This is a genomic window from Novipirellula caenicola, assembly GCF_039545035.1.
GTDB lineage: Bacteria > Planctomycetota > Planctomycetia > Pirellulales > Pirellulaceae > Novipirellula > Novipirellula caenicola.
In genome coordinates, this window is sequence record NZ_BAABRO010000006.1 from 73,891 (window position 1) to 89,859 (window position 15,969).

Sequence of the window (15,969 nt, forward strand, 5' to 3'; positions counted from 1 at the left end):
TTATTGAGGCATGGACGAGACGTCCAGCAGAGGCAGGATGACCGAGAATGCCACGCCGGCGACCACCATCCCTAGAAAGACGATCACGACCGGTTCGAGCAATTTGACCAAGTCACGCAGATGACGTTCGCCTTGGTCCTCGAAATACTCACCGACCATCTTCAAAACATCGCCAAGTTTGCCTGTTTTTTCCGCTGTGGCAACCATTTGTGCCGCACCCGACGGCAGGAAGGGCGACGACAGTAGCGTTGGCCCTAGGCCTTCACCACGGAGCACTTCGGATTCGAGCCGTTCGTACATGGATCGAAACAGCGTGTTGCTTGAAGCGGATCGGCACAACCGAATGCTTTCGATCAGCGGGACGCCACTGCTAAGCATCGTTCCCAACAAACGGAACGTCCGTCCGGTCGATAGCGAACGCGTGGCCTTTTTGGCAAATGCGAAGTTCAGCGATGCGTAATCCCAGGCATCGCGAATGAAGTTTGCGTTTCGAAGCGAATAAGCGAAAAACGCTAATCCGACACAAACACCGCCGAGCAACAGGAAATGATCGCGAACGAATTCGCCCATGCTCAACATCATTTGAGTGAACGGAGGCGGTGCTTTTTCGAGATCCGCAAACACCTTTGCGAATTGAGGAAGAATGAAGAAGAACAGCACGAACAACACCACCAGCGTCACGGCACAGAGTACCAGCGGGTACATCAAGGTTGACACCACGGTTTGTCGCATCCGCAAATCACTACGCAGCAGATAGGTCAACCGCTCGAGCACCTCGGTGATCGAACCGCTCTGTTCACCTGCGGCGATCCCGGCGATAAACGTGTCATCAAAGACGTGAGGATGTTTTCGTAGGGCGCTGGCAAACGTGGATCCGCCTTCGATGTCATCGCTGACGCGGGTCATCACCGTTTGCAGTGCAGGGTTGGTGCACTGGGCAGCAACCGATTTCAGAGCTTCCGACAGATCCACGCCCGATTGGCTCATGATCGTGATTTGCGACAACATCATCACAATGTCGTTCTTCTTGATGCGATTGCCAAACGAAAAGGACGCCGGACGTACCGCTTTGGTCTCTTCGGCGCTGATCTGAAGCAGAAACAGTCCCTGTTGCCGAAGCTGGGAACGCGCTTCGGCCAACGAGTTTGCTTCGATATCACCAACGGTAATATCGCCGCTACGTTGTTTGGCTCGGTAATTGAATTTCATGATAGGTTCCCTCTCGCGTTAATCAACGAAAGCCACTCGCGCCACTTCTTCGAGACTGACTTTGCCTTCTTCGGCTAAACGCATGCCTTCATCGACCAAGAACGTTCCGGATTGTTTCATGTGTTGACTTCGGATCGCTTCGATGTCAGCACCGGCCGAGATGATTTCACGCATTTCGCGGTCAACACATAGGACTTCGTACAACCCGGTTCGTCCGCGTGATCCGGTGTCGTAACAATTGCGACACCCTTCCCCACGTACAAACGTACGACGCCGGTCCCCTTGGTATTGAAACGAATCGAGCATTTCAGGGCTGGGGAAATAGGTTTCTTTGCAGGTGGGACAAACCATCCGCACCAAACGCTGAGCGATCACACCTAATAGCGCCGCCCCGATTTTGAACGGTTCGACGCCCATGTCGCGAAGCCGGGTGACGGCACTGAAACTATCGTTGGTGTGCAGCGTGCTAAGCACCAAGTGGCCAGTCAGTGCAGCTTGGATGGCAACGGCTGCCGTTTCCGCGTCACGAATCTCACCGACCATGATCACGTCGGGGTCTTGCCGCAGAATGGCTCGCATCGCTCCAGGAAAGGACATCGGTTTGTTGCCGCCGACGGGAACCTGCACGATTTGGTCCAAGTCATATTCGACCGGATCTTCGACCGTGACGATGTTTCGTTCGACCGACTTGATTAGTTCTAGAGCGGAATAAAGCGTCGTTGTTTTGCCGCTGCCGGTTGGCCCGGTGACCAGCACCAAACCATGAGGGCGATGCAACATCCCTTTGACGTCACTTAGCAATTTTGGCGGAACGCCTAATTGATCGAGGTTGAATGTGACGTTTTGGCGATCGAGCACGCGAATCACGACCTTTTCACCATGATTGGTCGGCAGCGTGGATACCCGCAAATCGATTTCACGACCTTCGACGGTCAAATGGATGCGTCCGTCCTGAGGAATACGGTGTTCGGCGATGTCGAGCTTCGCCATCACCTTGAGTCGCGAAATGATGGCCGGATGAAAATCGCGGCGAGGTCGTAGCGTTTCACGCAGCAATCCATCGACACGGAAGCGAACCGAGGTGCATCGCTGGCCCGGTTCGACGTGAATGTCGCTCGCTTTTTGACGAACCGCGCTGACGATCATGTAGTTGACCAAATTGATGATTGGGCTGCCGTTGGCCAACGACTGCAAATCAGCAATGTCGATATTGAAATGGTCCGCCTCTAAATTGACGGCGTCTGGATCCATGTCCGCAGTTACCGCGTCGACCGCAAAGTCGTTCTCGTAGCAACGCGGTAGCATCCGCTCGATCACCGAACGCAGCGTCAAAACCGGGTTGACTTGAAGCCCCGTGATGCGTTCGATTTCATCGACGTGCTGAAGGTTGTGCGGGTCAACCATGGCAACGCTAAGCTTGCCACGCACCTTGAACAACGCGAGCGACTGTAACGCTTCGGCTTTGGCCTTGGGTAACAATTGCACGACCGCCGGATCGACCATGCCGTCACGAAGCAGCGCGTACGGCACGTCACGTTGTTGGCTCAAAAATCGCAGTAACGTGCCTTCATCGATCAAACCCAATTCCAGCAACGTCTCACCCAACCGCGCACCTTTGGCGGTATGTTCGGTGAGTGCGGCTTCGAGTTCATCGCGGGTCAGGACTCCGGCGCGAACCAAACGCTCACCGAGCGGCATTGGCGTTTCGGCAACGGCGGTGTGATTTCGAGTTGCGGATTCAAGAACGATGCTCATCGCGAGAAACTCCCGACGGCAGAAACCACGTCATCGAAAATCGCAAAATCACGGTCGAGTTCCGTCGCCTGCAGAATTTCACTACACAGCGGACTGAGCGAGGCGAGGTGGATCGCGCCGCCGTGTTGCAAACAACGGTCTCGCAAATCCAACAAAAATTCCAGACCGGCACTATCAAACAGCGGGATGTTGCGCAGGTCAAATACGATTTTGGGTTGGCCGTGCCCAAAACATTTCTCGCAATGACCCGCTAATTCGACGGTATGATCTCGGCTTAGGGGATCGTTTCCCGCCAGCACAAATACGCTGCCTTGCTTGGAGCATTCGAACATTCGATTCACTCCATTCAGTTAAGGGGTAAGGTCAGCGTGAAACGGGATCCTACATTCAGTTCGCTCGAAACGGTGATGTCACCCCCGTGCAGCCGCGCGACTTCTTGCGCAAACGCGAGTCCTAGTCCGCTACCGCTGATCTCTTGAACACGCGTGTCGTGGCTGCGGAAGAATTTTTCGCAAAGTCGTGGCAACTCGTCCGCCGCGATCCCGATCCCGGTGTCTTCGACTTGCAATCGAATCACGTCCGCATCGGTTTCGACCAACAAACGAACACTGCCGCCGGCGGGCGTATATTTGGCTGCGTTACTGAGCAAATTGACGAGCACGGCAGCGATTTTGTCTTTGTCGATTCGCAGCTTTGGCAATTTCGCAGGCAACTTACTCTCAAACGCAAGCGTTTTCTCTTGCAGCGATGGGGTAACTTTTTCGACCGCTTCTTCGATCAAACGCTGCATGTCGGTTTCATGTCGCACCACCGAGATCGCGCCAGATTCCATTTGGCTGACGTCAAGCAGGTCGTCGACAAAGCGGGCCAACCGCGTCGCTTCGGACATCAAAATATTGTAAAAGCCCTTTTGGTGTTCAACATCGATGTCGTCATTGTCGATCAATGTTTCCGCGTAGGCCTTGATGTTCGCCAACGGCGTTCGCAGTTCGTGGGTCGCGGTAAAGACAAATTGATTCCGCATTTCTTCGGCAAGTTTCTGCTGCGTCACATCGCGAAGACTCCACAACGAACTGCCTTGTTCAAATGCCTCGCCGATCAGCGGAGTGCGGCTCAATCGCCATACGCCAGCGGAAAGTTCCGTGCCGAGCAACAGTTCAAGTGTGAAACTGTTCGATTTCAGCTGCAGTTGCTCGAGTTCCGCTGCGCTGGCGGGACTGACCGCGGTGGCAAACCACTGGCCAAGATCACGGCCGACGACATCATCGCCGGACGTGGCGCCGACCATCGCCACCAATGCGTTGTTGACAAGCACCACGTTGCCATTGGGCGAGGTCAATGCCACCCCTTCGGAGAGCGCATTGAAAATCCCTTCCCATCGTTTCCCGGCTGAAGCGTCGAGCGTTTCGCGAAGCCGTTCTTCGAGGGATCCGAGCGTTCCCTGTTCATTGATTTGTCGCAACAGCTTGTTCCATCCCGCGGCAACCGGGGTGGTGGCAATCAGCGGGACCAAGTCGGCCGGAGAATTGCAGACGCCGGTGGTGATGTGTTGCAATTGGTTTTCGATCGATTCGTTGATTTGAACCGATCGGCGCATGATGAAACTGCCCACCAAAAGCAGAAACAACGGGACGGCGACGGTGATCGAGATGGATTCAATCAGGGCACCTCGCCAAGCAAGTGTCAATGCGACGCTGACGACGCCCAAGATCGAAGCGAGACCGCACATCAAATATCGGTCAACGATTCGGCTGCTAAGTGACGGGATTGCGTTGGTGATATTATTCATGAATGCGGTTTGGGGTTCACGAATACACGGCGCGAGTGTCTTCGCTGGCAGCGAGCAAGTCGTTTACGGCGGCGACGATCTCGCGGACGCTAAACGGTTTGAGAACAAGTTTGGCGATATCCCACTGCTTGCGTAACTGTTCTCGGTCCAATTCCATCCCTTTGGCCGAGCACATGATGATGAACATGCCGTCGAGCGATCGGTTTTGTCGGATGTAGTGACAGAGCTCCGCTCCGTCAACGTTGGGCATTTGGTAATCAGTGATAAGCAAGTCGAATGCTTGATCGTCGATCAAATCCATCGCCTCGGCGCCATCATGCGCAATGGTGACCTCAAATCCTGAACGCTCAAGATTGAATCGCAGCACATCGCCGAGAACACGATTGTCCTCGGTGATCAAGATCCGTCTTTTGTCATCACTCATTGGATTGGCCTAATAGGAATGAATGCGTTCACCGCGCGGAGGGCCGGTGAACGCAATCGTCATGGGAGGACATGTGTCTTTGCGTTGTGTGGGGTGATCGCAGGCCGAGGCCGGCCGTTTACGGACGAAATTACCATTTGGTAATATACTCGTCGTCGTTCACACAAAATTCGCCTGTGGCTTCGTCATAGATCCATCCACCCGCTTCGGTAGCCGTGGAAATCGGTGACGTTCCAGCAACGATGCCTGCACCGGGATTGGATCCAACCTGCGTCGCGGGAAAGGCGCCTTGTAAATAAGGTTTCAAATCACTGGTCAATGTAGCTCGTTCCGGATAGCCACCGGTTTGTGCTTTATACAGATCAATGGCATCTCGAATCACCACAAGCGATTGCCGTGTGGCGTTGTCGCGTGCATTGCCTGCTGTATCAAACATGCGAGGTGCGGCAACGGCTGCGAGAATGCCCAAGATCAGAACCACCACGACCAATTCAACGAGCGTAAATCCCTTGCGACCCCAACGTCTTGTCTTGAACACTTTGCATTTACCCCTACGGAAGTACGATTCATGCCGAGTGACTAAAACAATCCCGGCTTACGTAAAAACATAGAACGCAATTAAGGAATGCACGGAAAGTCAAGAAAATTATTCTCACGTAATTTCCGGGGGGATTCGCAATTTTGCGGGCTAACCTTGCACAGTTGCGAGACCTCGCTCGTCTCGTTTGTTCACCTGAATCCAGTCGAGATGAGTTCTTCCGATGTCCGAACACCGTGCTCAACGCCCGCTCGAAACGAGACATCTTCAGCAACCTCGCAAGGTCGCTGAGATCCTGCACAAACACTTTCGTACCACGTTCTCGTTGGTCACCCCTGAAGGCGCTGTGCGGCTATCGGTTTCGCCACCATCGTCGTTGCCTCTGGTCGACGCGGATGGTGGGCTGCCCGACGAGCTCCAACTCGATGCGTTATTGGCAGGCAAAGAGCCTACGGTGCACGTGATTTCCGCGGAAAAAGCCGTTTTGGTGATCCCCATGGGAAACCCAATCAAACCCTTCGCATTGTGTGGCAAGATCGCTGCCAGTGACATCAATTTGAGTATCCCATTGGCAAAGATGGCACTCGAGAATGTCAAGCAACAGCAGCAACTTGCGTCGCGAGATCGGCAGCTCGAAGAATACGCCTCGCAGGTCACTCGGGACTTCGAAGAACTCAGTTGGCTTCGATCGCTTGCGGAGATGCCTGAGCTTTGGCATCCCCAGAATGATTTGATCAATATTGCCAACGTCATCCTCCCCCCACTTTGCGACGTTTTGTCCGTCGAAGCAATTTTTCTGTTTGTTTCGGATGCGCAAACCGATTCGGATACGCTGGCATTTCGAGCTGGCGAGACCACGGTCAGCGATCACACGATGAACGAATTGGTGGCCCAGTATGCTGGTCAATCGATTGATCAACCAGTCGTTCGCAATTCCAATAGCCTGCATAAGGGGTGGCAGGACCTGGAGGGGATTCGCAGTTGCGCATTGGTCCCGATCGCCAACAACACGCAGCGCTTCGGTTGGTTGGTGATGGTCAACAAATTGGCTCAGCCCGATGCCGTCCAGTGCTCGGATTTATCACCCCAGCTTTGCGAATTCGGCACGTTCGAAGCGGGATTGTTACAGTCGGCCGCGCTTAACTTGGCGGCTCACGCCAGCAATTTGGAATCGTTTCGACAGATCGAAGACCTCGTTGTCGGGGTGATTCGCGCGATGATCAACTCGATCGATGCAAAAGACAGCTACACACGCGGTCATAGCGATCGCGTGGCAGCGATGGCACGAACGCTCGCTGCCGAATTAGGACTCGATGCCGACGAACAACACAATGTCTATATGGCAGGGCTGTTGCATGACATTGGTAAGATCGGGGTTCCCGACTCAGTGCTCGGTAAACCGAGTCGTCTCAGTGAGGAAGAGTTTGCGATCGTCAAACGCCATCCCGAGATCGGCCATTCGATCTTGAAACACCTCAAACAGCTCGACTTTGTGCTTCCTGGCGTGTTGCACCATCACGAGTGTTTCGATGGTAGTGGTTATCCCTATGGATTGGCTGGTGACGAGATCCCGTTGATGGGACGTATCCTTGCGATCGTCGATGCCTACGATGCAATGACGAGCACGCGGCCCTATCGAGATGGAATGCCGCGTGCGAAAGCCGAAGCGATTTTGCAAGCGGGAGCGGGAGAACAGTGGGACGATCGACTGATCGCGGCGTTCATGCGATGTTCGGATGAAATCTATAGCATTTGCCAAGCCAACCGCCAACATCCGGCCGAGCTGATGAATTCATGTCACAGCCAGGAAGCCGCGTGGGATGAAATCGATTTCATGGTGAATTTGTCGCTCAGCAAATAGCCGCAAACGCGGGTGGGAACTTAGCTCTCTTTTTTTCGCCGCAGTTTGACTCGGCGATTCATCCCACGACGCTCCATCGATTTAGGCAGCTTCGTGTCCTGTTTGCGTCGGTTTTCTTTCCGGCGATCTGGGGTATCACGTTTCTCGAGCAAGTGCATTAGTTCTTCGGGAATGTCGGGATCGTTAGGCATCGTCAGAAGATCTCCGTGCAAGAAAGCCACTTGGATCGCAGTTATTGGGCATCCAAGTGCGAAGGTTGGAAGTAATTTGATTCCGGATCGTGGTACCCCGATGAGTAATCGTCCGTGACCGCTGGGGCGTCGATGATCACTGCTTTGGCGGATTGATCGACATACTCACGAACGTCGATTCGTGAGGACGGGACATCGTGTGAACGGGACAAGAACGGCTTTGATTTGCGTCGCGTCGCACTTGGGTCGGGCAGCTCGGGTTCCCAGTAACGTCGATCGGTCGGTTGCAATCCGTTGTAGAACAGCGGCGTGCTCGCTTGTTCCACCTCGACGGGATTGATGCTGCGGCATCCTGGGACATCGGGCAGGATGCGTGGCAACAACGCGATAATGATTTCACTTCGCTGACGTGACACCTCGTGCCGTTGGAACAATTTTCCAACCAACCAAAGATCACCCAGCCATGGAACCCGATTTCTACCATCGCTGTTGGTTTCTTTGATCAGACCGCCGATCAGCATCGCTTCACCGTCAGCCAACATGATACGCGTCTGCAGCTGAGTTGTTTCACTTTCGGGAAGATTGGTGTTGGTGTTGATTCGCCCGGTGGAGACCTCTGGGCTGACCTGCATCACGATTTGACCATCGTCGGTGATCGTGGGAGTGACTTCGAGTATGACGCCAACATCGAGAAAATTGACACTCTGCAGCGTGCTGGTCTGAGTCGTGGTGGTTAGTAGGTAACCAATTTGCCCGCCCACTTGGATGCGAGCTTGTTGTCCGTTCAAAACGGCGATCTTTGGCGACGCGAGGGTTTTCGAATCGGTCGTACTTTTGATCGCTTCGATCACCCCGTTTAGATCGCGGCCTTCGACACTCAATACACCGCTGGCTTGAGTTCCCAGTTCGGCAAAGTTTTTCGATTCCAATTTGATCGGCGACCCCGCAATGCGGAGCATATTGTTCATGTCGATCCCATGCTTGTTTTCATCGCTAAGATTAATTTGCAAGACATGGGCTTCGACCAATACTTGACGCGGCGCATGGTCGACCTGGGCAATGTATTCTTCGACTCGCGACAAATACATTGGCAAATCTTCGACCACCAACTGCTCTTGAGTCCGTCGGTGGTCGGTGGCCATCGATTGATTGATGAATACTTGACCGACCGGCGAGAGCATTCCCGTGATAATTTTCTCTGCATCCTCGGCCGAGATATAGTCCAGCGTGAACACACGCATTTCACGGCCTTGAAGGTTCGCCGGGCCTTTATTCTCGCTGGAAATATTGGAGACAACGATAATGTTGTTTCGCTGGGTCCACGTCAGTCCATTGGCGGGAAGAATGGAATTTAACGCGTCCGCCAGCGATACATTGGTCAGTTTCACGGTGATCCGCTGGCTGACATCGCCGCTGGTGATGACGTTGAGTCCCTGTTGCTCGGCGATCACATTCAGCACCGAGTCGACGGTGGTATCCATGGCCGTGATCGAGATCCCATGATGGATCGCGTCCGAATACAAACGCTGCTGATTGGTTGCCGGTGCAACCAATCCGACTTGGTCACGTGGGGACGGATCCGCCGACTGCCAAGCGGTCTGGGCGACTGCGGTCGGTTTTTTGTGCCACTCGGGATCAGGTTTTGTTAGCGGTGGGGATGAACGATCAACCTTTTCCGCTGATCCAGTGGATTGCCGCGTCTGGTGATTACGAATCTGTTGGGCAATCGTATCTGAAAACGCAGCGGGGGGACTGTGACACATCCACGCGATTAGCATGATGGCTGCACAACGTCCCGGTCCACGAAGATCGAAGATGCCGTAGTTTCGAATTGGTAACGACGGCGGATTCATGGGGGAATGGAGCGTCCAAAGTCTGTAAACGGAAAAATCGTTACAGCTTCTATCGGCGCTCATCGGCCCGCATAATCAGAAAACTCGGAAAAATCGGACCGCCTTTCCTAGTTTAACGCACAGCTTGTTCAGGTTGCGTCCTTAATTGCGGGTTAGAGTTGCTTGGTGAATTGGTAGCAATAGGCTCGGGTTTTCGGTTTGGCTAGGCAACTTGATGAAGGCTGCAAAAGAGAAGACCGCATCGACGCAAGACAAACCGGAACTTGGTCCGCTTCGATCAGGAATTTCGTTGATCGAAATCACGATCGTGCTGGTCATCCTAGGCATCATGACGGCGGCCGCAGCACCGCGTTGGGCCGATTCGTTGCAACGTTACCGCGTCGCTAACACGGCGAACCGGGTGCTTGCCGATCTCAAACGAACCCAATTGACCGCGTTTCGCTCGAGTACCGCAAAGACGATCACCTTTGACGTCGACCACGAGCGATATTCGATCGCGGGGGTGACGCCGCTTGAACGTCCTTCGGGGGATTACGTTATCAAGCTAAATGAGTCGCCTTATAAATCGTCGCTGGTTTCGGTTTGGGGACGAACGGGGACTCAGACGCTGACCTTCGACGGATTTGGGATCCCCAACCAAGGTGGAAACATCGTCGTTGGATCAGGCGATTTGCAAGCAATTATCTCGGTTGATGCGGTCACAGGAACGGCGGTGATTCAATGACCGTATCTTCGACACGTCTTAAGATGGCAGTTCGCGGGTGTGACCAGCGACACGGCATGTTGCTGATGGAATTGGTCGTTGCGCTGTTGGTGTCAAGCATCATCGTTGCGGGGCTGCATGCCTGTCTTGCAATTTCAGTTCGCAGCATCCCTGATTCCGATGGAAGCACCGCGTCGGCGCTGCGAGGAACTCGCATTGCGGATCAATTGGCGACAGACCTCGAAACGGCGGTCCATATCACCGAACGCTCGGCGACCACGATCGGATTTACGGTACCCGACCGTGATGGTGATGGTTGGGACGAACGAATTCGCTACGCATGGACCGGAACGCCCGGAGGACCGTTGACACGGCAGTACAACGAGTCGACACCGATAACGATTGCCGAAGATGTCGATCAATTCAACCTCACGCCAAGCTTTGAAAGTGTGGCAGAGACCTATCCGAGCGTGGGCATCGAAGACGCGAATGAATCGCTATTGCTCGATTACTCGGGTACCACGGGACTTGATAACCATGAAATAAGCTCCGATGCCTGGGTGAGCCAACATTTTGCCATGACGTTACCTGCGGGCGCTTATGCATGGCGTCCCACCCGTGTGTTGCTGGTGGCGAGAAAGTCTTCCTTCACTTTTTTTCCTCGCTCGATTCGTGCTCGGATGCTTCCTGCGACGATCAATCTGACTCCGCATGGCAGCTCCGACGAACAAGACACCGTGTATGTGTTGTTAAACAGTCACGAGTGGTACCAAGCAACATTCGACGAATTGGATCCGCTGGCTTCGGGCGGTGCGGTGTGCCTAGTGCTGGACCGCAGCCATTCAAGTTCCGGTGTTGATTTGCAAAGCACCACTGCAGCGGCGGGAATGCTAAAGTCAGCCAACGGAGGCACGTCGTGGTCTTACCACAGCGGCAAAGCGTTGGTGTCGCGGTTGTACGGAAAATTGACACGCTCCAACGGAACGCTTTCGATCAACAGCAAGTATTTGACGTCGATGGGCGTCACGATGCGAATGAAGCCCAATACGCCCAACTTGAACTGGACGATTGCTTGCCTGAATCATCCCGAATTGCTTTCGATGCGATGGGAAACCGAGTTCACCCAAGATCCAACGACGTTGGATGTCAACGGCGACGCCACCGGTGACTGGATCGTCGACGACCCGGACCCATTCGATGTCGACTCGCTGGTCGATGGAGTTTGGCGGACCAACGGAACTCAGCTAAACACCACGCCGGATTGTGACTTTGATACGCCCACCGTTGTGGATGTCAAATTCCAGAACACGACGGTGGGAGGAACCGGAGCGACAATCAAGCTTAACGCGTTTCGATCTGGGACGATGTGTGCTCCGGTGTTTGCTTCTTTGGCAAAACAATCCGATGGCAGCCAAACGTTGACGTTGGCGACCAAATCGTCCAATACCAATACACGCACCTTGCTGAAAGTGCCGGGGTTGCCGAACCAGCCTGTGTTTTTACATCTGATCCTGGATCCGGAAACGTCCAGCGTCAGTTTGCGAGTGAACGAGGTCCATTACGGCACGTATGCATTGTCTGCGTTTGAATCCACCGATACGACTCGATCGGTATGTCTAGGGTCGGATGCAAGCGAATCGGAGTTCTCCTATGTTCGCGTTCGGGTAATGGAGCCATCGCCATGACACCATCATCACCCGTAAACCATGACCACGTGCGACGTAGCGGTTTTGCGCTGTTGGATGCCGTGGTCTCAGTCATGCTGGTCGGCATCTTGATGGTCGGAGCATTACAGACGATCGGTGCATCGAAGCGTCGCGAGACCGCGACGCTTGATCATTTGCTGGGCCAACAATTGGCTGGCGCAATGATGAATGAAATCCTGTTGCAAGCGTACCGCGAACCGGAAACGGACAACGAGGCCACGTTTGGAACGGAATCAGGAGAGTCGACCGGAAATCGTTCGCGGTTTGACGATGTCGACGATTTTCATGATTGGATTGCATCGCCGCCACAAGATCGTAGCGGCGAGTCGATCAGCGGATTCGATCAATGGTCGCGACATGTTCGCGTTGCTTGGGCGGACGCCGAAACGTTGAGCGAAACGACCGCCACCAACACAGGGTTAAAGAAAATCATTGTGACCGTCTCTCAAAACGATGAAGTCGTTAGCACGTTGGTCGGTTACCGCAGCATCGGTTGGGTCCAAACCATTCCAACGCCTTCGGATGCAACTGGCAATCATGCTCCGGTCGCGGTCGCAACGTCCCCGGATCTGAGTCGCGATGTGGGGCAAACCGTCGAGTTCGATGCGGATCAATCGAGTGACCAAGACGGCGATTATTTGTCTTACGTATGGGACTTTGGCGATGGCGACACGGGCAGTGGAATCAGCACGAGTCATTTTTACAACACGCCTGGAAATTACACCTGCACGCTAACGGTGTATGACGGTCGCGGGGGGGCCGCGTCGGCTGCGTTGACCGTGGTGATTGCGCCATGATGAGTCCCCCGCAAACGTTTGTGTCTAAACACTCGCAATCCTTGTTACCGGAATTCAGTCACGTGAATCCCAATCGACTCGGTGCCCGCCAACGCGATGGAGCGATCTATGCGATCGTTTTGTTTTCGTCGCTGATCGTGGCCTCGATCGGATTGGCGTCACTGCAATTGATGCGTTTACAAGGTCGAAGTGCCGAGGAGAGTGACGACTTTATTGCCGCACGCGTGTACGCCCGCGCTGCGGTGGATATCGGCATGCTTCGGGTTCGCCGCGATCCGTTTTGGCGCACCCAATTGGGTAACGGTGATTGGATCACCCGACAATCAATGGATCGCGGTACATTTTCGCTCTCCGCGACCGATCCGGTCGATGGCGATGTGACCGTCGGCGACAACCACCCGGTTGTCCTAACCGGGACGGGGCAGCAAGGAGACGCACGGTTCCAAATCTCGGTCCGTTTGGAAGTCGGCCCGCAAACAGGATCTTGTTTAGAGGTATCGATGATCAGCGGCGACGACCTGGATGTGGATGGCACCACGCTTTCGAGCGACCAATCGATTTGCTCCAACGAAAAAGTGGACGCCGGTGGTGGCGCGGTGATCAACGCCAATGTCGAAGCGTACGACAACATCGATGGATCAAGCTATACGAAATCAACTCAGCAACGTACGACACGGCGGACCATGCCTGATCCACTGCATGCGTTAGACTATTATTTGTCCAACGGCACGACGATCGATTATTCATCGCTGCGAACATGGCCTCAGCCGGAAATCTTGCTCAATACGACGTTCGAGTCTGGCACCCAGAACTGGGTGGCACAGGGCGACTGTACGCTGCAACGCAGTCTTATGCAAAAGAAGGACGGACTCTATTCGCTGAGAGTTACCGGTCGTGCTGACCAACATGCAGTGGCGGTCCAAGCCATTTCGCCGGACAAACTTCGCAGCGGCGATACCTACGACGTCTTGTTGAATGTGTATCCCACCGCCAATGCGAAAGTCCAAGCGGTGTTGACCCTCGAAACCTCCGATGCAGCATCGCTGTCCTTCATGACATCGGAAACCACACTGGATAGCAACCAGTGGGGCCGCGTTGGCGGCCGTCTTACACCGACGTGGTCGGGGACGTTGACGAAAGCGACGCTGCATCTATTGATGGATATTGCCGACGACTATTTCATGGACAGCGTCAGTTTGCTCAATACAACCTATCCGGCTGATTCGTACGTGTTGGATGGTTTGTTGACTCCCCACCACAATCCATTTGGAGGATCGACCAACGCAAAAGGAATCTATTTGATTAATTGCGCGGGCAAGGATGTGAGGGTAGGAAAATCCAGGATCGTCGGCACGTTGGTGTTTCTGAATCCCGGCTCCGATTCGATCATTCATGGGCCCTTGGTGTGGGAACCTGCGGAACAAAATTATCCGGCTCTTTTGACCGATGCCACGTTGTGGATTGGGTTGTCGGCGGCCGGGTTTAATGAAACTCAGGTGGGTACCAATTTGAATCCACCCGAAACACCGTATCCGATCAATGGCGGAACGTCCAATTCGTCGTTCTCGGACACCGACTCGTATCCTTCGCAGATTTCGGGATTGATCTACTCCACGCGAGACTTGAGGTTCTCTGGAGAGTCGACGATTTGCGGGATTGTGATCGCCGAGGAAAAAATACGGATCGAGGCGACATCGCTGAATCTGAATTACGACAGCAGTTACTTAGAAAATCCTCCGCCGGGATTCGATGCCGAGACGGTGACCATGAAAGTCGTGCCAGGGACATGGCAGCGACAGGTCAATTAACGCAGCACGCCGGATTGTCCGATAATCCTGTGTCGCGAGCTGTCCGGAGTCGCGAGTCGTTCTGAAACGGGATCACACGATTTACTCGGCGAGGCTAACAAGGCCGAACTTACAACGTGGGGTGTCCCCAGCGGTCACCCTGAGTCGCGTTTGATTGGTGTGCCATCTCGTGCATTTCGCGTCGTTTCGACAGCGTTTCGATGTACTGTTGACGCTGTTCAAAACCGCTGAATTCGATCGGACGTTTGGTTTCAAGTTCAGGAATGGACGTCAGATGATGTTTGTCCATGAACATTCGCAAACCATCGACCAGCGTCCGGACGACGCCAGGGCCTTCACGGTACACAGCCGACGTCACCATGGCGACATCGGCGCCGGCCAACAACACTCGCAGCACGTCGCTTGGCGTACCGATCCCGCCACAAGCGGCAAGCGGCATGGCCGGGCAATAGCTGTGAATTCGCATGATCTTTCCAAGCGACTCGACGATCGATCCTGCGTGCGTTAATGCCCAGTTCGTTTTCAATTGGAAACTGTCAAGACAGATATCTACGTCGGGGGCGCGTCCGAACAAGACCAATCCTTGGGAACCCGACAGCAGTCGATGTGCCAGATGGCTGGGGCTGGTGTAGTAGCGATCGAGTTTCAGAAACAGCGGAATCGTGATCGCCGCATCAATCTGGGTAACCAACTCGATCAGTGCATCTTCGACTTCACGCGGCCCCGCGTATTCACTCGGTGGCGGATGATGCACGTTCAGTTCAATTGCGGCAGCGCCGGCCGATTGAAGTTCGCCGGCAAAGTCCAACCAATGCCCTCCGTATTCGCCATTCAAACTGGCAATGATCGGAATTGTGGATCGAGAGCTCGCACGTTGGACTAAAGACAAATAGGCGTCGGCACTTTGGCAACACCATTTCAGCGATGCCAATCGTCCGTACTGAAACGAATGCAGCCCTGCTTCGCGGACCTCTTGTCCCCTCCGCTGATTCCACTGCAGCACCTGTTCTTGAAACAGCGAGGGCAAAACGATCGCTCCTGCACCGGCTGCAGCAATCGCAGCGTGGCTTTGTTCTTCTGCGGTCAAGGGGCAGGCGCCGACCACGATCGGGGAATTGAGCCTCAAGCCGCCAAAGTGGGTGGTCAGGTCAATGCTCATTGGCAACCCTTGTATCTTGAAGTCAAGAACTCGCAAACGCCCACATGATGATTGCGAGTTTCTCGTCTTTGATTATAAGGTCCCCGGCACAAGTTATTCTCAACAAAACATCCGCGGAGCCGACGTTGTCGAACTTCAGTGGTGTGAACAAAGCAGCAAGGTTCGCAGGTGCGAAT

Annotated in this window: 14 protein-coding genes; 5 read left to right on the top strand and 9 right to left on the bottom strand. The window is 54.1% G+C overall.

The annotated features are described in order from the left end of the window. The 6 genes from ABEA92_RS14110 to ABEA92_RS14135 form a co-directional block, all read right to left on the bottom strand. Positions 1 to 1,209 (bottom strand): type II secretion system F family protein, encoded by a 1,209-nt coding sequence (locus ABEA92_RS14110; RefSeq protein WP_345684487.1) that lies wholly within the window; start codon positions 1,207 to 1,209, stop codon positions 1 to 3. Between the two features lie 18 nt (positions 1,210 to 1,227). After that, entirely contained in the window at positions 1,228 to 2,964 is a 1,737-nt protein-coding gene (locus ABEA92_RS14115) for a GspE/PulE family protein (RefSeq protein ID WP_345684488.1), read from the bottom strand. Then, positions 2,961 to 3,296, bottom strand: coding sequence for an STAS domain-containing protein (locus ABEA92_RS14120; RefSeq protein ID WP_345684489.1), 336 nt, complete (start codon positions 3,294 to 3,296; stop codon positions 2,961 to 2,963). Before ABEA92_RS14120 ends, ABEA92_RS14115 begins: the two co-directional genes overlap by 4 nt. A gap of 14 nt (positions 3,297 to 3,310) precedes the next feature. Next, positions 3,311 to 4,753 carry a PAS domain-containing sensor histidine kinase gene (locus ABEA92_RS14125; RefSeq protein WP_345684490.1) on the bottom strand — a complete coding sequence of 481 codons (1,443 nt, stop codon included), beginning with the start codon at positions 4,751 to 4,753 and terminating at the stop codon, positions 3,311 to 3,313. A 16-nt stretch (positions 4,754 to 4,769) separates the two neighbouring features. Then, complete coding sequence (locus tag ABEA92_RS14130; RefSeq protein ID WP_345684491.1) at positions 4,770 to 5,177, bottom strand: response regulator; 408 nt, start codon at positions 5,175 to 5,177, stop codon at positions 4,770 to 4,772. Positions 5,178 to 5,307: 130 nt separating this feature from the next. After that, positions 5,308 to 5,715 carry a prepilin-type N-terminal cleavage/methylation domain-containing protein gene (locus ABEA92_RS14135; RefSeq protein ID WP_345684492.1) on the bottom strand — a complete coding sequence of 136 codons (408 nt, stop codon included), beginning with the start codon at positions 5,713 to 5,715 and terminating at the stop codon, positions 5,308 to 5,310. 223 nt (positions 5,716 to 5,938) lie between these two features. On the opposite strand from ABEA92_RS14135, the gene ABEA92_RS14140 reads away from it, so the two are divergent. Continuing rightward, the gene (locus tag ABEA92_RS14140; RefSeq protein WP_345684493.1) at positions 5,939 to 7,576 is read left to right on the top strand and encodes an HD-GYP domain-containing protein; all 1,638 of its coding nucleotides are present in this window, start codon (positions 5,939 to 5,941) and stop codon (positions 7,574 to 7,576) included. Positions 7,577 to 7,596: 20 nt separating this feature from the next. Here the strand turns inward: ABEA92_RS14140 and ABEA92_RS14145 are convergent, their stop codons facing one another. Next, positions 7,597 to 7,767, bottom strand: coding sequence for a hypothetical protein (locus tag ABEA92_RS14145; protein WP_345684494.1), 171 nt, complete (start codon positions 7,765 to 7,767; stop codon positions 7,597 to 7,599). A 41-nt stretch (positions 7,768 to 7,808) separates the two neighbouring features. Beyond that, positions 7,809 to 9,620, bottom strand: coding sequence for a secretin and TonB N-terminal domain-containing protein (locus ABEA92_RS14150; RefSeq protein ID WP_345684495.1), 1,812 nt, complete (start codon positions 9,618 to 9,620; stop codon positions 7,809 to 7,811). 214 nt (positions 9,621 to 9,834) lie between these two features. Here ABEA92_RS14150 and ABEA92_RS14155 point away from each other — a divergent pair, with 214 nt between their 5' ends. From ABEA92_RS14155 to ABEA92_RS14170, 4 genes are all read left to right on the top strand, one after another. Continuing rightward, positions 9,835 to 10,344: a prepilin-type N-terminal cleavage/methylation domain-containing protein gene (locus ABEA92_RS14155; RefSeq protein WP_345684496.1), complete on the top strand. Its 510-nt coding sequence runs from the start codon at positions 9,835 to 9,837 to the stop codon at positions 10,342 to 10,344. Continuing rightward, a complete protein-coding gene (locus ABEA92_RS14160) occupies positions 10,341 to 12,008 on the top strand; it encodes a PulJ/GspJ family protein (RefSeq protein WP_345684497.1) in 1,668 nt (555 codons plus the stop codon). The genes ABEA92_RS14155 and ABEA92_RS14160 overlap by 4 nt, the downstream gene beginning before the upstream one ends. Next, the gene (locus ABEA92_RS14165; protein WP_345684498.1) at positions 12,005 to 12,826 is read left to right on the top strand and encodes a PKD domain-containing protein; all 822 of its coding nucleotides are present in this window, start codon (positions 12,005 to 12,007) and stop codon (positions 12,824 to 12,826) included. The genes ABEA92_RS14160 and ABEA92_RS14165 overlap by 4 nt, the downstream gene beginning before the upstream one ends. Positions 12,827 to 12,888: 62 nt before the next feature. Then, positions 12,889 to 14,634 (top strand): carbohydrate binding domain-containing protein, encoded by a 1,746-nt coding sequence (locus ABEA92_RS14170; protein WP_345684499.1) that lies wholly within the window; start codon positions 12,889 to 12,891, stop codon positions 14,632 to 14,634. Positions 14,635 to 14,743: 109 nt separating this feature from the next. Here ABEA92_RS14170 and ABEA92_RS14175 read toward each other — a convergent pair whose 3' ends face one another. Beyond that, positions 14,744 to 15,793, bottom strand: a complete 1,050-nt coding sequence (locus ABEA92_RS14175; RefSeq protein ID WP_345684500.1) for a beta/alpha barrel domain-containing protein — start codon at positions 15,791 to 15,793, stop codon at positions 14,744 to 14,746. Positions 15,794 to 15,969 lie beyond the last annotated feature (176 nt).

Excerpts from the sequence above, each read along its gene's own strand:
- ABEA92_RS14110 (WP_345684487.1), bottom strand. The coding sequence starts at position 1,209 with ATGAAATTCAATTACCGAGCCAAACAACGTAGCGGCGATATTACCGTT.
- ABEA92_RS14175 (WP_345684500.1), bottom strand. The coding sequence starts at position 15,793 with ATGAGCATTGACCTGACCACCCACTTTGGCGGCTTGAGGCTCAATTCC.
- ABEA92_RS14155 (WP_345684496.1), top strand. The coding sequence starts at position 9,835 with ATGAAGGCTGCAAAAGAGAAGACCGCATCGACGCAAGACAAACCGGAA.
- ABEA92_RS14120 (WP_345684489.1), bottom strand. The coding sequence starts at position 3,296 with ATGTTCGAATGCTCCAAGCAAGGCAGCGTATTTGTGCTGGCGGGAAAC.
- ABEA92_RS14165 (WP_345684498.1), top strand. The coding sequence starts at position 12,005 with ATGACACCATCATCACCCGTAAACCATGACCACGTGCGACGTAGCGGT.
- ABEA92_RS14145 (WP_345684494.1), bottom strand. The coding sequence starts at position 7,767 with ATGCCTAACGATCCCGACATTCCCGAAGAACTAATGCACTTGCTCGAG.
- ABEA92_RS14130 (WP_345684491.1), bottom strand. The coding sequence starts at position 5,177 with ATGAGTGATGACAAAAGACGGATCTTGATCACCGAGGACAATCGTGTT.
- ABEA92_RS14125 (WP_345684490.1), bottom strand. The coding sequence starts at position 4,753 with ATGAATAATATCACCAACGCAATCCCGTCACTTAGCAGCCGAATCGTT.
- ABEA92_RS14160 (WP_345684497.1), top strand. The coding sequence starts at position 10,341 with ATGACCGTATCTTCGACACGTCTTAAGATGGCAGTTCGCGGGTGTGAC.
- ABEA92_RS14140 (WP_345684493.1), top strand. The coding sequence starts at position 5,939 with ATGTCCGAACACCGTGCTCAACGCCCGCTCGAAACGAGACATCTTCAG.
- ABEA92_RS14115 (WP_345684488.1), bottom strand. The coding sequence starts at position 2,964 with ATGAGCATCGTTCTTGAATCCGCAACTCGAAATCACACCGCCGTTGCC.
- ABEA92_RS14150 (WP_345684495.1), bottom strand. The coding sequence starts at position 9,620 with ATGAATCCGCCGTCGTTACCAATTCGAAACTACGGCATCTTCGATCTT.